This is a genomic window from Pseudomonas turukhanskensis, from assembly GCF_027922365.1.
GTDB classification, from domain to species: domain Bacteria; phylum Pseudomonadota; class Gammaproteobacteria; order Pseudomonadales; family Pseudomonadaceae; genus Aquipseudomonas; species Aquipseudomonas turukhanskensis.
The window spans coordinates 1-23,321 of sequence record NZ_BSFN01000037.1 but is presented as its reverse complement, the minus strand read 5'-3'; the positions used below and the strand labels follow the sequence as shown (position 1 = coordinate 23,321).

The following is a 23,321-nucleotide window of genomic DNA, read 5'->3' as shown; positions in this document are numbered from 1 at the left end:
TGGCCTACACCGTGCAGAGCGGTACGTTCAAAAACCTCAACGTCAAATGGCGTAACTCCACCATGCGCCGCGACTTCAACACCAATGAGTTTGATGAGAACCGGATTTTCGTCAGCTATCCGATTTCGTTGCTGTGATTTAGCGGGTTTGCGCGGTGGCGCTGACGAGTTCGTATCGTTGGGCTTCGCTGCGCTCAACCCAACCTACGCTCTGACCCAAGCCCGTCCCTGTGATGGGCTTTTTTTACGCCAGAACATTCGTCATCCCAGCGCAGGCTGGGATCCAGAGTCGCGGAGCAGACGCGAATGCCAATACATTCTGGGACCAAGCCTGCGCTGGGACGACGGTGGGTTTGCGAGCGAACGCGAGACCGGCTCGCGAGTCAAACCCCGACAACCCATCGACAGGAACTCCTTATGCAATCCATCACCACCCGCACCGGACTGCACCTGCCCAAACTCGGCCTGGGCACCTGGCGGATGCTGGGCGAAGACTGCACGCGCACGCTTGAGCAGGCCCTGGACCTGGGCTATCGCCACCTTGACACCGCCACGGCCTATGACAACGAAGCTGCCGTCGGCAAGGCCCTGGCGCAGACGTCCATCCCCCGTGAGCAGATCCATGTCACCACCAAGGTCTGGTGGGACAAGCTGGAACCGCAAGCCATGCGTCAGTCACTGGACGCCAGCCGCAAAGCGCTGGGCGACGACTGCCTGGACCTGTTTCTGATTCACTGGCCCGGCAATGAAAGCGCAGGCTGGAGCCTGGAGCGCAGCATCGACACCCTGGTGGCGCTGCGTGAAGAAGGCAAGGCGCGGCAGATTGGCGTGGCCAACTTCAACGTCGCGCAACTCACCCGCGCCGTGGTGGAACTGGGCGCGCCGTTGTCGGTGGTGCAGGTGGAATATCACGTGCTGCTGAACCAGCAGCCGGTGCTCGACTTTGCCCGTCAGCACGGCCTGGCGTTAACCGCCTACACCCCGCTGGCGCGCGGCCAGGGTGCGGACACCGAAACGGTGCAGCGTATCGCTGAAAAACACGGCGTGCTGCCGAGCCAGGTGGCGTTGGCGTGGGTGCTGGAACAAGAGGGTGTGGCCGCCATTCCCAAGTCCAATAGCGCCGTTAACCAGCAAGCCAATCTGGACGCATTGAAACTGAAATTGGACGACGAAGACCGCCGCGCGATTGCCGCGTTGCCCAAGGATGTGCGGATTGTGAATCCAAACTTCGCCCCCAAATGGGACTAGGTCCGTAGGGTGTGCTGTGCGCACCGCAGCGATATTCCCGCTATCGCTTGGTGCGCACAGCACACCCTACAAGAGCGTTACAGCGATTCCACGCCCATCTCGTCCCACACTTCTTCGGCCAGATGGAACGTGGCATTTGCCGCCGGAATCCCGCAATAAATCGCGCTCTGCATCAGCACTTCCTTGATTTCCTCACGGGTCACGCCATTGTTCTTGGCGGCCTTTAGGTGCAGCTTCAATTCACCCTCGCGGTTCATGCCAATCAGCATGGCGATGGTGATCAAACTGCGGGTGTGCCGTGGCAAGCCCGGGCGGGTCCAGATATCACCCCAGGCATGGCGGGTGATCATTTCCTGAAACTCTTCGTTGAACGGCGTGAGGTTCTTCAGGCTGCGGTCCACATGGGCGTCGCCCAGTACCGCGCGGCGTACTTGCATACCCGCGTCATAACGTTCTTTTTCGTCCATCGGGCGTCCGCCAATCAGTGGGTCAGAAATTCGAGCACGGCCTGGCTGAAGGCAGCCCCGGCTTCAACATTGGAAAGATGCGCTGCATGGAATTCAACCAACTGCGCACCCTTCACGCGCTCCACAATAAAGCGGCCGTCAGCCGGCGTGGTCACGGCATCTTCAGTGCCACACACCATCAACAGTGGCAGCGACACCGAGCCGATCTGCTCACGGAAATCGGCATCGCGCACCGCCGCACAGTTGGCGGCATAGCCTTGCGGCGAGGTGGCCGCGAGCATGCCGACCACGGCTTCAACCTTCGCGGTTTCGGCCTCGGCGAATGCCGGGGTAAACCAGCGCGCGATGGACGCATTGCGCAGCGCCAGCATGGCGGCCGGGCCATCGCGCAGCACCATCTCGATACGGGGGTTCCACACATCGGGATTGCCAATCTTGGCGGCGGTATTGCACAGCACCACGCGCTTGAGACGCTCCGGGGCGTTGATCGCCAGCCACTGGCCGATCAGCCCGCCCATGGACAGGCCGCAGAAATACACCTGGTCGATTGCCAGCGCGTCGAGCAAGGCCAACACATCGCGGCCGTTCTGCTCGATGCTGTAGAGGCCTTCGGTCACCAGCGATTTGCCGTGGCCACGGGTGTCGTAACGCAGCACCTGGAAGTGCTGGGTGAACGCTTCGATCTGCGCATCCCACATATGCAGATCAGTGCCCAGCGAGTTGGACAGCACCAACACCGGCAGCTGTTTATCGCCTTCAAGCAGGTAATTCAGGTCGCCATCGGCGAGGTGTACGGCAGGCATGAAACGCTCCTAAGCACTCAGTAACTGATGGTCGGCAATCGCGCGCTGTACCCACAAACGCGCCTGGCCGAGGTAATGGGCGGGGTCGAGCAGGTGGTCCAGCTCTTCATCGCTGAGCTGGGCGGTGACGTCGGTGTTTTCCCCCAGCACCTGACGCAGGTGCACGCCCTGCTCCACCGCCAGGCGGCAGCAGTGCTCCAGCAGGTGGTGAGCGGCGTCGCGACCGATACGCTGGGCCAGGGTGATGCTCACGGCCTCGGCCAGCACCAGGCCTTGGGTGAGGTCGAGGTTGTGGCGCATACGCTCGGCATTCACTTCCAGCCCTGGCACCACCACCAGCGCCTGTTGCAAGGCACCGGACAGCAGGCAGCAGAGCTCCGGCAAGGTTTCCCATTCGGCATGCCACAGGCCCAGGCTGCGCTCGTGCTCCTGAGGCATGGCCGCAAGCATGGTCGCCACCAGGCCGGGCGCGCGGGTGGCAGCGCCAATCAGCACTGCGCAGCTCACCGGGTTGCGTTTGTGCGGCATGGTGGACGACCCGCCCTTGCCCGGCGCCGAAGGCTCGAACACTTCGCCGGCTTCGGTTTGCATCAGCAAGCTCAGGTCGCGACCGAGTTTACCCAGGGTGCCGGCCACCAGGCCGAGCCAGCTGGCGAACTCGACCAGACGATCGCGTTGGGTGTGCCAGGGTTGTTCCGGCAATTGCAGGTTCAACTCGGTTGCCAATGCCTCGGCCACCGGCATGGCGTTGTCACCCAGCGCCGCAAGGCTGCCCGACGCACCGCCGAACTGCAGCACGAGCAGGCGCGGCTTGAGCTCGGCCAAGCGCTGACGGTGGCGGGTAATGGCGCCCAGGCTGCTGGCGATTTTCATCCCCAGGGTGACTGGCGTGGCATGTTGCAGCCAGGTGCGACCGGCCATGGGCGTAGCGCAATGCAGGCTGGCTTGGCTAGCCAGGGCGTTGGCCAGTGTGGTCAGGTCTTGCTCGAATAACTCGATAGCGCTGCGCAGTTGCAGCACCAGGCCGCTGTCCATCACGTCCTGGCTGGTCGCGCCCAGGTGCACATAACGCTCGGCTTCCTTGCTGACGCCGGCGATCTGCTTGCCCAGGGCCTTGACCAGCGGAATGGCGGAATTGCCGGCGGTGGCGATGGCCACGGCGAGGGTATCCACATCGAACAGTTCGGCCTGGCAGGCAGCCGCAATCGGCGCCACCACCTCGGCCGGAATCAGCCCGGTGGCCGCTTGCGCGCGGGCCAACGCAGCTTCGAAATCGAGCATGCCTTGCAGGCGGCCATGGTCGGAGAAAATCACGCGCATGGCTGGCTGAGTGAAGTAGGTGTCGAACAACTTGTTGCTCATACATCGTCCTTAATGGCGCGCGCCAACAAGGCGCGCGCAACGATCTTAGTGATCGTGATGCAGGTACGCAGCCTGTTTCGGCAAGCGTAGGCTGAACAGGAATGCCACCGCCATCATCGCCGTCACGTACCAGTAAAAGGTGTTTTCCATGCCGATGCTTTTCAGCCCCAGCGCCACGTACTCGGCAGAGCCACCGAACAGCGCGTTGGCCACGGCATAGGCCAGGCCCACGCCCAGGGCACGCACCTGCGGCGGGAACATTTCCGCCTTAACCAGGCCGCTGATGGAGGTGTAGAAACTGACAATTGCCAGCGCCAGGGTAATCAGCACAAAGGCCAGAATCGGGCTGGTGGTGGTTTTCAAGGTCAGCAGAATCGGCAAGGTGCACAGGGTACCCAGGGCGCCGAACCAGAGCATGGAATTGCGCCGACCAATCTTGTCCGAAAGCATGCCGAACACCGGCTGCATGCACATATACAGGAACAGCGCGCCGGTCATGATGTAGCTCGCCGTCTTGGCGTGCATGCCCGCGGTGTTCACCAGGTATTTCTGCATATAGGTGGTGAAGGTGTAGAAAATCAGCGAGCCACCGGCGGTGTAGCCGAGCACGGTGATAAAGGCCGCTTTGTGGTGTTTGAACAGCGCGGCGATGCTGCCGGCGTCCTTGTCGGCGCGTTGCTCGGCAGTAGTGGTTTCTTCCAGGCTGCGGCGCAGCAACAGCGAGATCACCGCCGCACAGGCACCGACCACAAACGGAATCCGCCAGCCCCAGGCGCGCAGTTCTTCTTCGCTGAGAACCTGCTGCAGGATCACCACCAGCAACACTGCCAGCAGTTGCCCGCCGATCAGGGTCACGTACTGGAACGAGGCAAAAAACCCGCGTTGGCCACGCAGCGCCACTTCACTCATATAGGTAGCCGTGGCGCCGTATTCACCGCCCACCGACAGGCCTTGGAACATCCGCGCCATCAGCAAGATGGCCGGCGCCCAGGCGCCGATGGTGGCGTAGGTGGGCATAAAGGCGATAACCAGGGAGCCGGCGCACATCATCAGCACCGAGATCATCATCGAGTGCTTTCGCCCGCGTTTGTCGGCCAGCCGGCCGAACAGCCAGCCACCAATGGGGCGCATCAGAAAGCCGGCGGCAAACACGCCAGCGGTGTTGAGCAACTGCACCGTGGGGTTGTCGGACGGAAAGAAAGCCGGGGCGAAGTAAATGGCGCAGAAGGCGTAAACGTAGAAGTCGAACCATTCAACCAAGTTGCCCGAAGAGGCACCTACGATCGCAAAGATGCGCTTGCTGCGCTCTTCGCCGGTGTAATGCGGGGTGGTCATAATTTGTTACTCGTTTGGGTGTATGCGTGAGTCTAGACCCACGTAACGGCAACCCTGTTCCAACCAATGTGCCGCTTCGCTCAACGGCACGCGTGCAGCTCGGCGTATTTGCGTACCGGGATCCCAGCCTGCGCTGGGATGACGGTGGAGTGGAAAAGCCCCCGTCGTCCCAGCGCAGACTGGGCCCCAGAAGGGTGTGGCGAACGCGACGGAGCGGCCTAAACAGCTTCAATGGCGATAGCCAACCCTTGCCCCACACCGACACACATCGTCGCCAACCCCAGCTTGCCACCGGTTTTCTGCAACTGATGCACAGCCGTCAGCACCAGGCGATTGCCGCTCATGCCCAGCGGGTGGCCAAGAGCGATGGCGCCGCCGTTGGGGTTCACCTTGGCGCTGTCGTCAGCCAGGCCCAAATCACGGGTGACGGCCAAGCCCTGAGCGGCAAATGCTTCATTGAGTTCAATCACATCAAACGCATCGATGCTCAGGTTCAAGCGCGCCAGCAACTTGCGCACTGCCGGAATAGGGCCAATGCCCATTACCCGCGGCGCCACGCCGCCGCTGGCCATGCCCAACACTTTAGCGCGCGGGGTGAGGCCAAATTGCTTCACCGCCTCGCGCGATGCCAGGATGATGGCCGACGCGCCGTCGTTAAGGCCCGAGGCATTGCCGGCAGTGACGGTTTTATCCGCGCCATTGACCGGTTTGAGCTTGGCCAACCCTTCGGCATTGGTGTCGGCGCGGGGGTGCTCGTCGACGCTGAATACGGTGTCGCCTTTCTTGCCTTTGATCACCACCGGCACGATTTCTTCGGCGAAGAAACCGGCTTCCTGGGCCGCTGCCGCCCGCTGCTGGCTGCGCAGGGCGAAGGCGTCCTGGTCGGCGCGGCTGACGCTGTAGTCTTGCGCCACGTTGTCGCCGGTGACCGGCATGGGGTCTACGCCGTACTGTTCTTTCATCGCCGGGTTGACGAAGCGCCAGCCCAGCGTGGTGTCTTCCAGTTTCTGCCCGCGACCAAAGGCGCTGTCAGCCTTGCCCATCACGTACGGTGCGCGGGTCATGGACTCGACGCCGGCGGCGATGGCCAATTCCATTTCGCCGCTGGCAATGGCGCGGAAGGCCGCGCCCACGGCTTCCATACCGGAAGCGCACAGGCGGTTGAGGGTGACGCCCGGCACGCTTTGCGGCAGGCCGGCCAACAGCACAGCCATGCGCGCGACGTTGCGGTTGTCTTCGCCCGACTGGTTGGCGCAGCCCATAAATACTTCGTCCAGGGCGCTCCAATCTACCTGCGGGTTGCGCTCCATCAACGCCTTGAGCGGCACGGCGGCCAGGTCATCGGCCCGCACCGGTGCCAGCCCGCCGTTCAGGCGACCAATCGGCGTGCGCACGGCATCGCAGATAAAAACCTCGCGAGTCATTCCTCACCCCCAGCCTGGCCGTGGGCGGCAGCGGTACGCGCTTCGAGGGCACGCAGGGCATCCAGCTCATGGGCCTGCGGGGCTTCGGTAACGCCCACGGTATCGGCAAAACGAATCTGCCAGCCGGTCGCTTCCACCACCTGTTCGCGGGTCACGCCCGGGTGCAGCGAGGTGACGATAAATTCGTTGCTGCCGGCTTCCGGTTCCATGATGCACAGGTCGGTAATGATCCCGACCGGGCCTTTGCCTGGCAGGCCCAGACGCTGACGGTGGTCGCCGCCTTCGCCAAAACCGACAGAGGTAATGAACGCCAACTTATCCACAAAGGTGCGGTGCGATTGCTTGAGGATGATCAGCACCGACTTGGCCGAACCGGCGATTTCCGGCGCGCCACCGGCACCGGGCAGGCGCACTTTGGGCTTGTGGTAGTCGCCGATCACGGTGGTGTTGATATTGCCGAACTTGTCCACCTGAGCGGCACCCAGGAACCCCACGTCGATACGCCCGCCTTGCAACCAGTAGCGGAAAATCTCGCCGGTCGGCACCACGGTGTCGGCGGTTTCGGCCAGCTCGCCATCGCCAATCGACAGCGGCAGTACGGTGGGTTTGGCGCCAATCGGGCCGGACTCGTAAATCAGGACCACGTCGGGCGAGGACGTCAGGCGCGCCAGGTTGGCGGCCTTGGAAGGCAGGCCGATACCGACGAAGCACACCGAGCCATTTTTCAGGCGGCGGGCGGCAGCGACGGTCATCATTTCATTGGTGCTGTAGTCGCTCATTACTTGGCCTCCGCGGTGTGCTTGCTGGCGATCTTCTGCTGGAAAGCGGCGAAGTCTTCGGTGCCACGAATGTATTCATTGATCCACGCGGTGAAGGTGTCACGGTCGCGGGCAATCGGGTCCCAGGCCTGGTAGAAGCGGTTGTCGCGCTCGTAGTAGCCGTGGGCATAGGACGGGTGCGCGCCACCGGGCACCAGGCACACGGCAGTCAACGCCCAGGTCGGCAGTACGCAGGCGTTCATCGGCGCGTTAAGGTCGTCGACGATTTCTTCGACGGTGACGATGCAGCGCTTGGCCGCCAGGGCGGCTTCTTTCTGCACACCGAGAATGCCCCAGAGCAACACGTTGCCCTTGCGGTCGGCTTTCTGCGCGTGAATGACAGTCACGTCCGGGCGCACCGACGGCACCGCCGCCAGCACTTCGCCGGTGAACGGGCAGGTGACGGTCTTGATCAGCGGATTGACCTTCGGCAGGTCGGAACCGGCGTAAGCGCGCAGCACCGCAAACGGCAGGCCCGAGGCACCGGCAACGTAGGAGTTGGCGAGATCGGCATGGCTGTGTTCTTCGATTTCCAACGCATGCGGCCAGTCTTTTTCGACGGCATCGCGCAGGCGGTGCAGCGAACCGACGCCCGGGTTACCGCCCCAGGAGAACACCAGGCGCTTGGCGCAACCGGCACCGATCAGCAGGTCGTAGACCAGGTCCGGCGTCATGCGCACCAGGGTCAGGTCTTTCTTGCCCTGGCGAATTAATTCGTGGGACGCGGCAGTCGGAATCAGGTGGGTAAAGCCTTCGAGGGCGACAGTGTCGCCATCGTGGACAAAGCGCTCGACCGCTTCGCGCAGAGACAGGAGTTCAGCCATGTTCGATCTCGTCTTGTTATCCGAGGCGTCGCAAGAGGTAGACGCCGGGTGGGAAAACAGTACGCCGCGACCGGGAGGGGAACAATCCGATAGTCGACTATCCGTTCGATTATCGAACAGTGAAGTAGGTGGCTTGCGCGGTTCTGCCGAGTGACATCCAATAGCGCCTCGCCCAAGGAGAGCCCTAATGCAGCGTCCCGCCACCGCCCGCAAACCCCGCGCCAGCAGCCAGGCCCGTATCGCCGCCATTGTTGATGCCGCCCGGACGCTCTTGGCCGAAGAGGGCGTGACTGGCCTGTCGATCTATAGCGTGGCCGAGCGCGCGCAGATGCCGCCCTCCTCCGTGTACCACTTCTTCGCCAGCGTGCCGGCGATTCTTGAAGCGCTGACGGCCGACGTGCACGCGGCCTTTCGCGCCGCACTGGCTCTGCCCATCGACCACGCCAGCCTCAACCACTGGCGCGACCTGTCGGGCCTGGTGGAACAACGGATGCTCGATATCTACACGAGCGACGCCGCCGCCCGGCAACTGATCCTCGCCCAGCACGGCCTGAGCGAAGTCACCCAGGCCGACCGCCAGCACGACATCGAACTGGGCCGCCTGCTCCATGAGCTGTTTGACCGCCACTTCCCCCTGCCGGCCCTGCCCGCCGAGCTGGATGTATTTGCCCTGGCCCTGGAGCTGAGTGACCGCGTGTACGCCCGCTCGGTGCAGCAGCACGGCACGATTACCGAGCGTTTGGCCGAAGAAGGCATGCGTGTATTCGATGTTTATCTGGGTCTGTACCTGCCGGCGTTCCTTCCCAAGCGTGAAACCCCGGTTCACTAGCCGATATTTATCTGTATTTTTATCGATAAAAGGCAAGCAATAGAAATAATCACCTTCTAAGTCGGATTTTTATCGACTATAAAGTCGCACCTGCTCATTGGCCTTCTGGCCTGCCAACAATAAAAGAGGTGCTTTATGGCTCGTTCCGTCACTGTCGCCGCCACGCAGATGGCCTGTTCCTGGGATCGCGCAGCGAACATCGCCACCGCTGAAAAACTGGTGCGCGAAGCGGCTGCAAAAGGCGCGCAGATCATCCTGATTCAGGAACTGTTCGAGACCCCGTACTTCTGCCAGAAGCCCAACCCCGAGTACCTGCAGCTGGCCACGCCCACCGACACCAATGCCGCCATCGCCCACTTCCAGAAGCTGGCCAAAGAGCTGCAGGTGGTGTTGCCGATCAGCTATTTCGAACTGGCCGGCCGCGCACGTTTCAACAGCATTGCCATCATCGATGCCGACGGCCGCAACCTGGGCGTGTACCGCAAAAGCCATATCCCAGACGGCCCGGGCTACCACGAGAAGTACTACTTCAACCCCGGCGACACCGGCTTCAAGGTATGGAACACCCGTTACGCCAAGATCGGCGTGGGCATCTGCTGGGACCAGTGGTTCCCCGAATGCGCGCGCAGCATGGCGCTGCAGGGTGCAGAAATTCTGTTCTACCCCACCGCCATCGGCAGCGAGCCCCATGACAAAACCATCAGCTCGCGCGACCGCTGGCAGCGCGTGCAACAAGGCCATGCCGGCGCCAACCTGATGCCGCTGATTGCCTCCAACCGCATCGGCAACGAAGCGCAGGACGGCTATGACATCACCTTTTACGGCTCGTCCTTTATCGCCAACCAGTTCGGCGAAAAAGTGCAAGAGCTGAACGAAACCGAAGAAGGCATCCTGGTGCATACTTTCGACCTGGATCAGCTGGAACACATCCGCAGCGCCTGGGGCAGCTTCCGAGATCGCCGACCGAATCTGTACGGCGCGATCAAGACCCTGGATGGCGCGCTGGAGTCCTAATACCAACGTCACTTCATCTATGTACTGTAGGAGCGGGCTTGCTCCCGAAGCTGTTGACCTTGAGAGCTTCGCGAGCAAGCTCGCTCCTACGGGTTCCACCAAAGGTATTTGCAATGACCACACTGAATTCCACCCCCCGCGCCGACGGCTTCCATATGCCTGCCGAGTGGGCACCCCACAGCCAGACCTGGATGGTCTGGCCGCAGCGTCCGGACAACTGGCGCCTGGGCGGCAAGCCGGCGCAGGCGGCGTTCACCGCCGTGGCCAAGGCCATTGCCCGCTTCGAGCCGGTGACTGTCTGCGTGAGCGCCGAGCAATACGAAAACGCCCGCGCACGCCTGGACAGCGACAATATCCGCGTGGTGGAAATCACCACCGACGATGCCTGGGTGCGTGACACCGGCCCGACCTTCGTACGCAATGCCGCAGGCGAAGTGCGCGGTGTGGACTGGGGCTTCAACGCCTGGGGTGGCTTCGACGGCGGCCTGTATTCGCCGTGGACGCGGGACGACCAGGTGGCCAGCAAGATCCTCGAGATCGAGCGCCGCGACCGTTACCGCACCGAAGGCTTCGTGCTGGAGGGCGGCTCAATTCACGTCGACGGCGAAGGCACGGTGATCACCACCGAAGAGTGCCTGCTCAACCGCAACCGCAACCCGCACCTGACCCGCGAAGAAATCGAAGGCGTGCTGCGTGAGCACCTGGCTATCGATACTGTGATCTGGCTGCCCGACGGCCTGTTCAACGACGAAACCGACGGCCATGTGGATAACTTCTGTTGCTATGTGCGCCCCGGCGAAGTGCTGCTGGCCTGGACTGACGACACACAGAACCCCAACTACGAGCGCTGCCAGGCCGCCATGCGTGTCCTGGAAACGGTAAAAGACGCCAAAGGCCGCCAGCTGGTGGTGCACAAGATGCCGATTCCTGGGCCGCTGTATGCGACCGACGAAGAATGCGCTGGCGTGGATCTGGTGGCCGGTACCCAGGAGCGCGATCCGTCGATTCGCCTGGCCGGTTCCTACGTCAACTTCCTGATCGTCAACGGCGGCATCATCGCCCCGAGTTTTGATGACCCGAAAGATGCCGAAGCTCAGGCGATTTTGCAGCGCCTGTTTCCGCAGCATGAAGTGGTGATGGTGCCGGGGCGGGAGATTTTGCTCGGCGGTGGGAATATTCACTGCATTACCCAGCAGCAGCCGGCTTAAACCTACTAGCGGAAAACCCTCTCCCCAACCCTCTCCCGCAAGCGGGCAGAGGGTGCTGGTACGGTGGAGGTAGCAAGACTGCGGTCTGGCTCCCCTCTCCCGCGTGCGGGAGAGGGGCTGGGGGTGAGGGCCACGGCGAACACCGTTACGCCCGGATAATCCGGTTCTTCCCCTGGCGCTTGGCGTCGTACATCGCCGCATCTGCCCGCGCAAAGAGGGTGTCGAGGGTGACGTCTGCACGGGTCAGGCTGGTCAGCCCCTGGCTTACGGTCACGCCAAATGTGGTGCCGTTACAGCTGAACACCAACCGTTGAATTTCCCGCTGCAGGCGCTCGGCAATCTGCAGCGCCAGCTCTTCGGTGCAGCAGGGAAACAACGCGGCAAACTCTTCCCCGCCGATACGCCCGAACAAGTCCCCCCGGCGCAACGCTGCACTGCCGCACTGAGCAATGCGTTGCAGCACCACATCGCCCATCTGGTGGCCGTAGGTGTCGTTGATGTGTTTGAAGTTATCCACATCCAGCAGCAGAAATGCCAAGGGCGCCTCTTCCTGAGTCGCTTGCTGGAATTCGGTGTGGGCACATTCGAAGAAGTAGCGGCGGTTGCTGCTCTGGGTCAGCACGTCGGTGGTGGCCAGACGGTGCAGCTCGCCTTCGAGGTGTTTCTTGTCGGTGATGTCTTCGGCAATGCCGACCACAATCAGCGGCTTGCCGGCTTCGGCCTGGCGGCTGATAAAGCATTTGTCGCTGAGCCAGCGCAATTGCCCATCGGCACGCAGAATTCGGTATTCGCGGTCTTCAACTGCACCCTTGACCAGCACCTCGGCGAAGCTCGCGGCGGCATGTTCGACGTCATCGGGATAAATGCTGTTGAGCCATTCGCCATAGTCGGCCATGAGCAACCCGGCGTTGCGGCCGAACACACGCTCATAGGCGGGGCTGACGTAGATGATGCGTTGGGCATCCCAGTCAAAGGCCCACAATACGGTGTTGACGCTGTCCAGCAGCGAGCTGAACAGGTGCTCGCGCTCGCGCAAGCGTTCCACTTCGCCACGGCTGTGCAATAGCGCGAGGGTCAGCTCTTCCAGCTCGGGGGTAAGCGGCGGTGGAGGGTGAGAATGTTCGTCCATTAGATATCCTTTTCTAGCAACGAAACTACGACAATTCGCGCAGCATAAGGTGCCAATCCCTGACACAGAAAAAAGCCCGCCGAACGGCGGGCTTAGGCGCTCTACGGCGCTTTTTGCGGTATTTCTACCCGATTAATCAGAGCGCGCCGGCCGGGCGCAGCGAGTAGGTCTTCAAGTGCTCGGCAAAATCACGCAGCGACTGAATACCGCTTTGCTCCGCTTCGTGCACCCAAACCTTCATCGCCTCCAGCATGTCGTGACCGTTGCTACTGGTTTTAACCCAGATATGTTGCAGCGCCAGGCGTTTTTCGTAGATCACTTTCAGGGCCTGGCTTTGCTCCAGCATCACCTGGATACGCGCATGGTGACGCTCGTCCAGCAGGCTGGTTTCCCGCGAAAGCAGGCGCTTGGCGCGGTGAAACTTGGCGCGTACCGAGGCGTCGGCCTTGGCCAGTTCCAGCTTCACCAGCGGCGCAATCACAGCGCGGCGGTACTGGGCCATGATCTGGAAACGGTTGTTGAGGATGGCCATGGCGGTGTCCATGTCCAGGTAGCCTTTGCCGCTCACCCGGTGGGCAATGGGCGCCACGCGTTGCACCTTGGCCAGGCGGAAAAAGCTGAACACCTGAATCCACGCCCAGCCCATGTCGAACTCCCACTTGCGCACCGACAACTTGGCCGAGTTGGGGTAGGTGTGGTGGTTGTTGTGCAGTTCTTCACCGCCGATAAGGATGCCCCACGGCACCAGGTTGGTGGCGGCGTCGCGGCATTCGAAGTTGCGGTAGCCCACGGCATGGCCCAGCCCATTGATGACGCCGGCGGCCCACACGGGAATCCACATCATCTGCACCGCCCAGACGGTAATACCCAGAGCACCGAACAGGACCAGGTCGATAACCGCCATGATGGCGATACCGCCCAAGGGGACTCGCGAATAAACGTTGCGCTCAATCCAGTCCTCAGGGCAGTTCTTGCCATAGATACGCAGGGTTTCGGAGTTTTCCGCTTCCGCGCGGTACAATTCCGCGCCCTTGCGCAGCACGGTCGACAAACCTTTGATCACCGGGCTGTGGGGGTCATCTACGGTTTCACATTTGGCGTGGTGTTTACGGTGAATGGCGGTCCATTCACGGGTGTTCTGGCCGGTGGTCATCCACAGCCAGAAACGGAAAAAGTGCTTGAGCGCAGGATGCAGTTCCAACGAGCGGTGCGCGGAATAGCGGTGCAGATAAACCGTCACGGACACAATGGTCACGTGGGTCATCAGCAAGGTGACCGCCAATACCTGCCAGGCCGACAGATCGAGAAAACCGTTGTACCACATAGATGGAGCTACCTCGGAAAGTGAACGCGCAGCTGAAACAGCAGCGCGTGGGCATTATCTCCAAGCAGTGTGAGAAAACCACCCTGCTGTTAGATCAAAATATGTACATTTTCTAGCCAGCCCTCACGGCTAGTAATCAATTAAAGGCCGTTAACTGCATGAGAGCCCTGCGCCCTACCCTGATCTACCTCGTGCTTGCCGGCTTGTGGGTTGCCTTGAGCGACCTGGCTTTAAGCAAACTCAGCGCCAGCCTGGGCGTGTTTGAGCACCTGAGCACGGTCAAGGGATTGCTGTTTGTCATGGTCACCGGGCTCATTCTGTTCTGCGCGTTGCGCATCAAGGAACGCCGCCGTCTCAACGCGGTGAAGACCCTGCGCAGCCATGTCAGCAACCTGCGCCAGGCCGCTGCTGTGTTCGATGCCACCCAGGAAGGCGTGCTGGTGACCGACGCGCAGATGCGCATCACCCACCTCAACCCGGCGTTCACCCGCATCACCGGCTACACGCTTGAAGAGATCATCGGCCGCTCTCCGCAATTGCTGAAGTCCGGTCGTCATGATCGGGCCTTCTACCAACGCATGTGGTACGAGCTGGCCAACCAGGGCAGTTGGAGCGGCGAGATCTGGAACCGGCGCAAGAACGGCGAAATCTACCCGCAGTGGCAATGCATCCGCGCCATTCATGACGAAAACGGCGTGATCAGCCATTACGTCGCGGTGTTCTCCGACATCACCGTGCTTAAAGCCTCGCAGAAAGAGCTCGACCACCTGGCCCACCACGACCCGCTGAGCAACCTGCCCAACCGCCTGCTGTTCAGCGAACGGGTAGCGCGGGCCATCGACGCAAGCCGCCGCGAGCAGCCCAGCGGCGCGGTGCTGCTGATTGACCTGGACCACTTCAAACACGTCAACGAAAGCCTCGGCCATAACGCCGGCGATGAGCTGCTCAAAAGCGCCAGCGAGCGCCTGCAAACCCTACTGCACCCCGACATGACCCTGGCCCGCCTGGGCGGCGACGAATTCGGCCTGCTCTGGGAGCACTGCCCGCAGCCCGAGCAGGCGGCAAACCTTGCCGAGCAACTGCTCACTGCCTTGCGCGAGCCCTTCAATGTGGACGAACAGGAGCTGTTTATCGGCGCCAGCATCGGCATCAGCCTGTTCCCAAGCGACGCGCGAAGCGTGGAACAAGTCATGCGCAACGCCGACTCCGCGCTGTTCAAGGCCAAGAGCAGCGGCCGCGCCACGTATGCCTTCTACAGCCAGGAGCTGACCAGCCTCGCGCGCCAGCGCGTGGAGCTTGGCGCGCAATTGCACCAGGCCCTGGAAAAAGATGAGCTGCGGGTGTTCTACCAACCGATTTATGGCCTCAACACCGGCAAGCTCCTGGGCGTGGAAGCGCTGGTACGCTGGCAACACCCCGAGCGCGGCCTGGTGCCGCCGGACCAGTTCATTCCCATCGCCGAGGAAAGCGACTTGATCGGCAGCATCGATGCCTGGGTGCTGGCCCAAGCCTGTCAGCAGATGGCCACCTGGCAACGGCAAGGGCTTAACCTGGAGTTTATGTCGGTGAACGTTTCTAGCCGTATCTTCAGCCACGGCAAACTCGATGGCCTGGTCACCGAGGTGCTGACCGCCACCGGCCTGGATGCCGCCTTGCTGGAACTGGAAATCACCGAAAGCGCGGTGATGGAAGATGCCGATGCCGCCCTGCAACTGATGCAGCGCCTGCGCGCCTTGGGTGTGCGCTTGGCCATTGATGATTTTGGTACCGGCTATTCGTCGCTGGCGCGGCTTAAACGCATGCCAGTGCACAAGCTCAAACTCGACCAGAGTTTTGTCCGCGGCCTACCCGCCGATCATGACGATGCCGCCATCACCCGCGCGGTGATTGCCCTGGGCCACAGCCTGGGCATGCAGGTGCAAGCCGAAGGCATTGAAGACGCCAGTCAAGCCGCCTTTTTGCAGGGGCTAGGGTGTGAGTTGGGGCAGGGCTATCTGTATGGAAAGCCGCAACCGGCTGAATTGCTCCAACCGTAAAAGACAAACGCCCGTCATTCCCGCGCGGGCGGGAATCCAGAATGTCCGGGATAACGCCTATTCCTGAACTATTCTGGGTCCCCGCTTTCGCGGGGACGACAGAGGTAATGTCCAGTTCCCATGTTGCCAAGCAAACCTTAGAGCTTGGCAATCGACACTTCAGTGGACTTCACGAAGGCAATCACTTCGCTGCCCACGCCCAGCTCCAGCTCTTTTACCGAACGGGTGGTGATCACGGAGGTGACGATACCCGAGGCGGTTTGCACGTCGATTTCCGACAGTACGTCGCCCAGTACGATTTCCTTGATGGTGCCTTTGAACTGGTTACGGACGTTGATCGCTTTAATGGTCATGGTGTTTCTCCTGGTGCTTCATTGAGTGTATTTACAAGGCCCAACGCAGTTGCGTAGGCAAGGGTGAAACAGGTTCGGGCGGTGGCGGGCCGGCGGGAATTTCCAGCACGCGGTTGAGTACTTCGGCTTCCAGTGCCGCCAACCGCGCCGAGCCACGTTGCCGTGGGCGGGCCAGGTTGACTGGCAAATCCAGGCCGATATGGCCGTCTTCAATCAGAATTACGCGGTCGGCAATCGCCACCGCTTCGCTAACGTCGTGGGTTACCAGCAGCACGGTAAAACCATGCTGCTGCCACAGGCCTTCGATCAGTTGCTGCATCTCGATGCGGGTCAGGGCATCCAGCGCGCCAAGCGGTTCGTCTAACAGCAGCAGACGCGGCTGGTGAATCAGCGCACGCGCCAGGGCCACACGCTGCTTCTGACCGCCTGACAACGCCGCCGGCCACTCATTGGCCCGCTCGGCCAGGCCGACCGCTTGCAAGGCTTCCAGCGCACGACCGCGCCAGTCGCCGCCAAGGCCCAGGCCGACGTTGTCGATCACCCGTTTCCACGGCAGCAGACGCGAGTCCTGGAACATCAAACGGGTGTCTTCGCGGGCATCAGACAAGGGCGCAGAGCCGGCCAGCAATGCGCCGCTGGTGGGCGTATCGAGCCCGGCCAGCAGCCGCAGCAAGGTGCTTTTGCCGCACCCGCTGCGCCCGACCACGGCGACAAATTGCCCGGCAGGAATCAGCAGCTCGATGTCGTGCAACACCTCACGCTCACCAAACGATTTATGCAGGCCACGCACCGCCAGCGGAATACCGCCTTTGAGGTGCTGCGGCGCTACGCCTGTTGGGTTGAATGCATTCATGCGGCACCGCCTTTTTTCACTTGATAGGCGGGGTGCCAACGCAACCACACACGCTCCAGACCACGGGCCGTGGTGTCGGCCAGTTTGCCCAGCAGGGCGTAAAGCAGAATCGCCACAACCACGACGTCGGTCTGCAGAAATTCACGGGCGTTCATGGCCAGGTAGCCGATGCCGGAGCTGGCCGAAATGGTTTCCGCCACGATCAGCGTCAGCCACATAAAGCCCAGGGCAAAGCGCACGCCCACCAGAATCGAGGGCAAGGCACCTGGCAGAATCACCTGACGGAACAGGCCGAAACCGGACAGGCCATAACTGCGCGCCATTTCCACCAACGCTGGGTCGACGTTGCGGATGCCGTGGTAGGTGTTCAGGTAAATCGGGAACACGGTGCCCAGGGCCACCAGAAAAATCTTCGCCGACTCATCGATACCGAACCAGAGAATCACCAGCGGAATCAGCGCCAGGTGCGGCACGTTGCGGATCATCTGCACGGTGCTGTCGAGAAAGCGTTCGCCCCATTTCGACAGGCCAGTGATAAAGCCCAGGGTCAGGCCGATGCTGCCGCCAATCAGAAAACCGATACCGGCGCGCCAGCCGCTGATAGCCAGGTGGTGCCAGATATCGCCGCTGCTGACCAACGCCACCGCGGCATCGAACACGGCGCTGGGCGCCGGCAGAATGCGTGACGACAACCAGCCGGTAACCACCGCCAGTTGCCAGATGGCCAGCAGCGCCAGCGGCAGCACGAACGGTGCTACGCGGCTGACTAAATTATTGATCGGCTTCATGTCAGGCACCCGTAGGAGCGAGCTTGCTCGCGAAGCTCTTGGGGTCGCCCGGTTCGCGAGCAAGCTCGCTCCTACCCGATACAGCTTTGGGCAGCACGTCATTGGCGATCATCTCGCCAAACGGGCTGACATAGTTGGCGCCTTCGGGCCGCTGCGGGCGGGCCACATCCAGGTGCGGGAAGAGCAATTCGGCCACGCGGTACGACTCTTCCAGGTGTGGATAACCGGAGAAGATAAAGGTGTCGATACCCAAGTCCGCGTACTCCTTCACACGCGCTGCCACGGTCGGGCCATCGCCCACCAATGCGGTACCGGCGCCGCCACGCACCAGGCCGACGCCGGCCCACAGGTTAGGGCTCACTTCCAGATTGTCTTTGCTGCCGCCGTGCAGGGCGGCCATGCGTTGCTGACCAACCGAATCGAAACGCGCCAGGGAGGCCTGGGCCTTTTTGATGGTCTCGTCGTCCACATGGGCAATCAGGCGGTCGGCGGCGGCCCAGGCTTCTTCATTGGTCTCGCGCACAATCACATGCAGGCGGATACCGAAGCGCACGGTGCGGCCGTGGGCGGCGGCTTTTTCGCGCACCTGGGCGATTTTCTCGGCGACCGCGGCAGGCGGCTCGCCCCAGGTGAGGACCATTTCGACCTGCTCGGCGGCGAGGTCTTGCGCGGCACCCGAGGAGCCACCGAAGTACAGCGGCGGACGCGGTTGTTGCAGCGGCGGATAGAGCAGTTTGGCGCCCTTTACACTGATGTGTTTGCCGTCGTAATCGACGGTTTCGCCTTCCAGCACACGGCGCCAGATGCGGGTGAATTCCACCGAGGCTTCGTAGCGTTCTTCGTGGTTGAGGAACAGGCCGTCACCGGCCAGCTCGTCCGGGTCACCGCCGGTAACGAGGTTAAACAAGGCGCGGCCATTGGACAGACGATCCAGGGTGGCGGCCTGACGTGCCGCGACTGTCGGCGAAATGATGCCGGGGCGCAGCGCCACCAGAAATTTGAGGTTGGTGGTGACCGGAATCAGCGATGCCGCCACCAGCCAGGAATCTTCGCAGGACCGCCCTGTCGGGATCAGTACGCCACCAAAACCGAGGCGGTCAGCCGCCTGGGCAATCTGTTGCAGGTAGCCGTGATCGACCGCGCGAGCGCCCTCGGCGGTGCCAAGGTAATGACCGTCGCCGTGGGTGGGAAGAAACCAGAAAATGTTCAAGCTCATGGGAGTTGTCTCCTTTAAGTGCCGCTACCCACACGGGGCAGCGGCGGTATTGCCTGTTGGTTGGTTACTGGGCGCTGGCGACTTTTGCCGGCGGAGTCCAGATCACGTCCTTGATGCTCAAGGGTTTGGGAATCAATTTGAGTTGGTAGAAGGTGTCGGCGATCTTTTGCTGTGCGGTGACCACTTGCGGGGTAATGAAGTGGGCGCCGTAGCCTTGGCGTTTCACTGCAGTCAGGGTGATTTCCTTGGACAGGCCCAGCAGCGGCGCAACCTGTTCGGTCACTTTCTGCGGGTCGGCCTTGGAGTCTTCGCCCACAGCGCGCACTTCTTCGATCAGGGTGGCGATGACTTTCGGGTTTTTCTCGGCGTACGGCTTGGTGGAGAGGTAGAACTGGTGGTTGTCGACCAGGCCTTCACCATCTCGCAGGGTGCGTGCACTCAGCTGGTTTTCGGCGGCGGCCTGGAAGGGGTCCCAGATCACCCAGGCGTCGACGCTGCCACGCTCGAACGCGGCGCGGGCATCGGCAGGGGCCAGGTAGGCGACTTCGATATCGCTGTATTTCAGGCCGGCATCTTCCAGCGCACGCACCAGCAGGTAGTGCACGTTGGAGCCTTTGTTCAGCACGACTTTTTTGCCTTTGAGCTCTTTTACCGATTTGATCGGCGAGCCTTTGGGCACCAGGATCGCTTCGCTATGGGGCGCTGGCGGCTCGTAGGCAACGTAGAGCAGATCGGCACCGGCGGCCTGGGCAAATACCGGCGGGGTTTCGCCGGTTACACCGAAGTCCACCGAGCCTACGTTCAGGCCTTCGAGCAGCTGTGGGCCGCCGGGGAACTCGGTCCATTTGACGTCCACGCCCTGTTCGGCAAGACGTTTTTCCAGGGTGCCCTTGGCTTTGAGCAGCACCAGGGTGCCGTACTTCTGATAACCGATCCGCAGGGTTTCGGCTTGTGCTTGGCTGACGGCGCCGAAAGCTGTGGCCGCGACAAACAGGGCGACCAGACTCCGACGCAAAGTTACTGGGCGCATGGCGCTCTCCTTTGCTGTTCAAGTGATGTCGCCTGCTTGCCCGTTGGCGGGTGAGTAAGGCTGATTGTTTTTGGTTTTTGCCCCCTCTCCCTGAGGGAGAGGGCCGGGGTGAGGGGGAATTCTCAAAGGCCCCTCACCCCTGCCCCTCTCCCGCACGCGGGAGAGGGGAGTAATGCGTCAAATACTCCAGTTCGCCGTCAGCAACCGCTGATTCAATACATTTGGATCAAGGGGTTGGGGACGGCGGGCCACGGCGCTGTGAAACTGTTCCAGCGCCTCTTCCAGACGCTGTTCCAGGCTCACGGCCAATTGCGCTGCGGCACCGTTCTCGCCGTAGGCGATCTGGCTGTCATCGGCGAATACGCCGTGCTGCACTTCCTGCGCCTTGAGTGCGGTAAGCACCGGGCGCAGGGCGTAGTCCACGGCCAGCATGTGGGCCTTGCTGCCGCCGGTGGAAAACGGCAGCAGCACTTTGTGTTCCAGCGCGCGCTCGGGCAGCAGGTCCAGCAGCACTTTCAAGGCGCCGGAGAACGAGGCCTTGTACACCGGGGTTGCAATCAGCAACCCGTCGGCGGCGGCCACGTGGGCCTGCAAGGCCTGGATCTGCGGACTGTCGAAGCGCGCATGCAGCAGCTCTTCAGCGTTGAAGTCCTGAACGCGGTAACTCACCACTTCCACACCGCGTTGTTGCAGCCAACGCTGCGAGCGCTCCAGCAAGATTCCACTGCGGGATCTCTGGCTGGGACTGCCGCTCAACGAAACCACTAACATTGCCTACTCCTTGCCTTGCCGACTTGTTGCTGAGGGCTTTGGCCCCCGAGGCTCAAGCGCGCTCAGGTATGTGCTGCTCTTGACGACGACCGATCAGCGATTGGGTTGTGGGGTCAGGCGCAGGTAGGGTTTTACCGCGCGGTAGCCTTTGGGGAAGCGTTGCTTGATTTCGTCTTCGTCACGCAGCGACGGCACGATCACCACCTCGTCGCCGTCCTGCCAGTTGGCGGGGGTAGCAACCTTGTAGTTGTCGGTCAGTTGCAGCGAGTCGATCACCCGCAAAATCTCGTGGAAATTGCGCCCGGTGCTGGCCGGGTAGGTGATGGTCAGACGCACCTTTTTGTTCGGGTCGATCACGAACAGCGAACGCACGGTGAGGGTGTCGTTGGCGTTGGGGTGAATCAGGTCGTACAGGCTCGACACCTTGCGGTCGGCGTCGGCAATGATCGGAAAACCCACCAGCGTGCTCTGGGTTTCGTTGATGTCATCGATCCATTTCAGGTGCGAGTCCACCGGGTCTACCGACAGGGCGATGACTTTTACCCCGCGCTCTGCGAACTGGTCTTTCAACTTGGCGGTAAAGCCCAGTTCGGTGGTGCATACCGGGGTAAAGTCGGCCGGGTGCGAAAACAGCACGCCCCAGCTATTGCCTAACCATTCGTGAAAACGAATGCGTCCTTGGCTAGAGTCTTGTTCGAAGTCGGGGGCGATGTCGCCGAGTCTGAGGCTCATGGTGCAGCTCCTGGTGCATGTCGGTGCGTGGGGCTCACTATGCTCAGGCTGCGTTCAAATTAAAAAGAATAAATAACAATTTATTTATATGATTACGGAATATGAGGCGAAAAGCGCGATGCCGCTTGATGGCATAAGCAAGGAATCAATTATTCTTTATCAGAATAACTCCGGGCTTTTATCATTCGCCGGTTACCCTCATTGCCCACGGGCTTTTTGTCTATGGATCCTGGACTAAGGAAATTTCGATGAAGCGACTGCTTTCTACCTCCCTGCTCGCCGCCAGCCTGGCCCTGGCTTCCAGCGTGCAGGCGGCCACCTTGTTGAACGTCTCCTACGACGTGATGCGCGACTTCTACAAGGACTACAACAGCGCCTTCCTCAAGCACTGGCAGGCCGAGGGTAACCCCGAGCTGACCTTGCAGATGTCCCACGGTGGTTCGAGCAAACAAGCCCGCGCCGTGATCGACGGCCTGCAAGCTGACGTGATCACCATGAACATGGCCACCGACATCAACGCCCTGCACGACAACGGCAACCTGATCCCGGAAAACTGGGCCACCCGCCTGCCCGACAACAGCGCGCCATTCACCTCGGCCACCGTATTTATCGTGCGCAAAGGCAACCCCAAAGGTCTGAAAGATTGGCCGGACCTGCTGAAAAGCGGCGTGGAAGTGGTCGTACCGAACCCGAAAACCTCCGGCAATGGCCGTTACACCTACTTGTCGGCATGGGGCTATGTGCTCAAGCAGGGCGGCGACGAAAAAGCCGCACGGGAATTCGTTGGCAAGCTGTTCAAGCAAGCACCGGTACTCGACACCGGCGGTCGCGCCGCCACCACCACCTTTATGCAGAACAACATCGGCGACGTGCTGGTGACGTTTGAAAACGAAGCAGAAATGATCGCCCGCGAGTTCGGCCGTGGCAGCTTCGAAGTGGTGTACCCGAGCGTGTCGGCCGAAGCCGAGCCGCCGGTGGCTGTGGTCGACAAAGTGGTCGACAAGAAAGGCACCCGCAAAGAAGCCGAGGCGTACCTGAAATACCTGTGGTCCGACGAAGGCCAGCGCATTGCCGCCAACAACTACTTGCGCCCACGCAACGCAAAAATCCTCGCCGAGTTCTCCGACCGCTTCCCGAAAGTGGAGTTCTTGCCGGTGGTGAAAACCTTTGGCGAATGGCCGGTGATTCAGAAAACGCACTTTAATGATGGTGGGGTGTTTGATCAGGTGTACAACGGTCAGTAACCGCCTGCAGCAGGACACCAAGCCCGGCCACTGTGCCGGGCTTTTTTGTAGGGAAACACCGTGAATATTTTGTTTATCTGCAGCAAGAACCGCCTGCGCAGCCCCACTGCCGAGCAAGTATTTGCCGATTGGCCAGGGGTGAATACGGCCTCCGCCGGGGTAAACCTGGACGCGGATAACCCGGAGAGCCCCGAGCTGCTGGAATGGGCGGAGCTGATCGTGGTGATGGAGCCGGTGCATCGTCGAAAACTGGCGACCAAGTTCCGTCGGCACTTGGGCAATAAACGGGTGGTCAGCCTGGGCATTCTGGATGACTACCAGTTTATGCAGCCGGAGTTGGTGGAGTTGCTCAAGCGTAAGGTGGCGGCATACCTGCCCTGAAATCTCACGGGATGGGGAGCCAGGCTCACACGGCGAATGCCTATCGCGCTAACAAGGTTGTCCGCCTGGCCATACTGGATCCCGGCCTTCGCCGGGATGACGGTGCTGGCTGGAAAAACACCGTCATCCCGGC

Annotated in this window: 23 protein-coding genes and 1 pseudogene; 8 read left to right on the top strand and 16 right to left on the bottom strand. The window is 61.4% G+C overall.

Annotated elements, in window-relative coordinates; translation table 11 throughout:
• Both PKE98_RS26400 and PKE98_RS26395 read left to right on the top strand, forming a co-directional pair.
• Window positions 1–137: OprD family outer membrane porin (locus PKE98_RS26400; protein WP_271198469.1), on the top strand; the 137-nt coding region annotated here is incomplete at its 5' end.
• Window positions 138–416: 279 nt separating this feature from the next.
• Window positions 417–1,247: an aldo/keto reductase gene (locus tag PKE98_RS26395; protein ID WP_271198468.1), complete on the top strand. Its 831-nt coding sequence runs from the start codon at window positions 417–419 to the stop codon at window positions 1,245–1,247.
• 77 nt (window positions 1,248–1,324) lie between these two features.
• Here PKE98_RS26395 and pcaC read toward each other — a convergent pair whose 3' ends face one another.
• From pcaC to PKE98_RS26360, 7 genes are all read right to left on the bottom strand, one after another.
• On the bottom strand, window positions 1,325–1,714 hold the full coding sequence (gene pcaC / locus PKE98_RS26390; RefSeq protein ID WP_271198467.1) for a 4-carboxymuconolactone decarboxylase: 390 nt from the start codon (window positions 1,712–1,714) through the stop codon (window positions 1,325–1,327).
• A gap of 14 nt (window positions 1,715–1,728) precedes the next feature.
• The gene (gene pcaD, locus PKE98_RS26385) at window positions 1,729–2,517 is read right to left on the bottom strand and encodes a 3-oxoadipate enol-lactonase (protein WP_271198466.1); all 789 of its coding nucleotides are present in this window, start codon (window positions 2,515–2,517) and stop codon (window positions 1,729–1,731) included.
• Between the two features lie 9 nt (window positions 2,518–2,526).
• Entirely contained in the window at window positions 2,527–3,879 is a 1,353-nt protein-coding gene (locus tag PKE98_RS26380; protein ID WP_271198465.1) for a 3-carboxy-cis,cis-muconate cycloisomerase, read from the bottom strand.
• Between the two features lie 45 nt (window positions 3,880–3,924).
• The gene (locus PKE98_RS26375; protein WP_271198464.1) at window positions 3,925–5,214 is read right to left on the bottom strand and encodes an MFS family transporter; all 1,290 of its coding nucleotides are present in this window, start codon (window positions 5,212–5,214) and stop codon (window positions 3,925–3,927) included.
• A gap of 218 nt (window positions 5,215–5,432) precedes the next feature.
• Window positions 5,433–6,638: a 3-oxoadipyl-CoA thiolase gene (pcaF, locus tag PKE98_RS26370; RefSeq protein WP_271198463.1), complete on the bottom strand. Its 1,206-nt coding sequence runs from the start codon at window positions 6,636–6,638 to the stop codon at window positions 5,433–5,435.
• The gene (locus PKE98_RS26365; RefSeq protein WP_271198461.1) at window positions 6,635–7,417 is read right to left on the bottom strand and encodes a CoA-transferase subunit beta; all 783 of its coding nucleotides are present in this window, start codon (window positions 7,415–7,417) and stop codon (window positions 6,635–6,637) included. The genes pcaF and PKE98_RS26365 overlap by 4 nt, the downstream gene beginning before the upstream one ends.
• Window positions 7,417–8,280: a CoA transferase subunit A gene (locus PKE98_RS26360; protein ID WP_271198460.1), complete on the bottom strand. Its 864-nt coding sequence runs from the start codon at window positions 8,278–8,280 to the stop codon at window positions 7,417–7,419. Before PKE98_RS26360 ends, PKE98_RS26365 begins: the two co-directional genes overlap by 1 nt.
• Window positions 8,281–8,467: 187 nt before the next feature.
• On the opposite strand from PKE98_RS26360, the gene PKE98_RS26355 reads away from it, so the two are divergent.
• The 3 genes from PKE98_RS26355 (at window position 8,468) to aguA (ending at window position 11,331) form a co-directional block, all read left to right on the top strand.
• Entirely contained in the window at window positions 8,468–9,109 is a 642-nt protein-coding gene (locus PKE98_RS26355) for a TetR/AcrR family transcriptional regulator (protein ID WP_271198459.1), read from the top strand.
• A gap of 135 nt (window positions 9,110–9,244) precedes the next feature.
• The gene (aguB, locus tag PKE98_RS26350) at window positions 9,245–10,123 is read left to right on the top strand and encodes an N-carbamoylputrescine amidase (RefSeq protein WP_271198457.1); all 879 of its coding nucleotides are present in this window, start codon (window positions 9,245–9,247) and stop codon (window positions 10,121–10,123) included.
• Window positions 10,124–10,236: 113 nt separating this feature from the next.
• Entirely contained in the window at window positions 10,237–11,331 is a 1,095-nt protein-coding gene (aguA, locus tag PKE98_RS26345) for an agmatine deiminase (protein ID WP_271198456.1), read from the top strand.
• Window positions 11,332–11,476: 145 nt separating this feature from the next.
• Here the strand turns inward: aguA and PKE98_RS26340 are convergent, their stop codons facing one another.
• Both PKE98_RS26340 and desA read right to left on the bottom strand, forming a co-directional pair.
• On the bottom strand, window positions 11,477–12,460 hold the full coding sequence (locus PKE98_RS26340; protein ID WP_271198455.1) for a GGDEF domain-containing protein: 984 nt from the start codon (window positions 12,458–12,460) through the stop codon (window positions 11,477–11,479).
• Between the two features lie 136 nt (window positions 12,461–12,596).
• Complete coding sequence (gene desA / locus PKE98_RS26335; protein ID WP_271198454.1) at window positions 12,597–13,784, bottom strand: delta-9 fatty acid desaturase DesA; 1,188 nt, start codon at window positions 13,782–13,784, stop codon at window positions 12,597–12,599.
• Between the two features lie 158 nt (window positions 13,785–13,942).
• Between desA and dibA the strand changes: the two genes are divergently transcribed.
• A complete protein-coding gene (gene dibA / locus PKE98_RS26330; protein WP_271198453.1) occupies window positions 13,943–15,820 on the top strand; it encodes a phosphodiesterase DibA in 1,878 nt (625 codons plus the stop codon).
• Window positions 15,821–15,957: 137 nt separating this feature from the next.
• Here dibA and PKE98_RS26325 read toward each other — a convergent pair whose 3' ends face one another.
• The 7 genes and pseudogenes from PKE98_RS26325 to PKE98_RS26295 form a co-directional block, all read right to left on the bottom strand.
• On the bottom strand, window positions 15,958–16,173 hold the full coding sequence (locus PKE98_RS26325; RefSeq protein ID WP_056842174.1) for a TOBE domain-containing protein: 216 nt from the start codon (window positions 16,171–16,173) through the stop codon (window positions 15,958–15,960).
• A 31-nt stretch (window positions 16,174–16,204) separates the two neighbouring features.
• The gene (ssuB, locus tag PKE98_RS26320; protein ID WP_271198448.1) at window positions 16,205–17,026 is read right to left on the bottom strand and encodes an aliphatic sulfonates ABC transporter ATP-binding protein; all 822 of its coding nucleotides are present in this window, start codon (window positions 17,024–17,026) and stop codon (window positions 16,205–16,207) included.
• Window positions 17,023–17,814, bottom strand: coding sequence for an aliphatic sulfonate ABC transporter permease SsuC (ssuC, locus tag PKE98_RS26315; RefSeq protein ID WP_271198447.1), 792 nt, complete (start codon window positions 17,812–17,814; stop codon window positions 17,023–17,025). Before ssuC ends, ssuB begins: the two co-directional genes overlap by 4 nt.
• An 85-nt stretch (window positions 17,815–17,899) precedes the next feature.
• Window positions 17,900–19,030 (bottom strand): annotated as a pseudogene (gene ssuD / locus PKE98_RS26310) (FMNH2-dependent alkanesulfonate monooxygenase); the annotation flags it as partial.
• 64 nt (window positions 19,031–19,094) lie between these two features.
• A complete protein-coding gene (locus tag PKE98_RS26305; RefSeq protein WP_271198446.1) occupies window positions 19,095–20,060 on the bottom strand; it encodes a sulfonate ABC transporter substrate-binding protein in 966 nt (321 codons plus the stop codon).
• A gap of 177 nt (window positions 20,061–20,237) precedes the next feature.
• Window positions 20,238–20,831, bottom strand: coding sequence for an NADPH-dependent FMN reductase (ssuE, locus tag PKE98_RS26300; RefSeq protein ID WP_271198445.1), 594 nt, complete (start codon window positions 20,829–20,831; stop codon window positions 20,238–20,240).
• A 93-nt stretch (window positions 20,832–20,924) separates the two neighbouring features.
• A complete protein-coding gene (locus PKE98_RS26295) occupies window positions 20,925–21,563 on the bottom strand; it encodes a peroxiredoxin (protein ID WP_271198444.1) in 639 nt (212 codons plus the stop codon).
• A gap of 248 nt (window positions 21,564–21,811) precedes the next feature.
• On the opposite strand from PKE98_RS26295, the gene PKE98_RS26290 reads away from it, so the two are divergent.
• Together PKE98_RS26290 and PKE98_RS26285 are read left to right on the top strand one after the other, a co-directional pair.
• Complete coding sequence (locus PKE98_RS26290) at window positions 21,812–22,807, top strand: sulfate ABC transporter substrate-binding protein (protein WP_271198443.1); 996 nt, start codon at window positions 21,812–21,814, stop codon at window positions 22,805–22,807.
• Between the two features lie 60 nt (window positions 22,808–22,867).
• Window positions 22,868–23,188, top strand: a complete 321-nt coding sequence (locus PKE98_RS26285) for a low molecular weight protein tyrosine phosphatase family protein (protein ID WP_271198442.1) — start codon at window positions 22,868–22,870, stop codon at window positions 23,186–23,188.
• Window positions 23,189–23,321 lie beyond the last annotated feature (133 nt).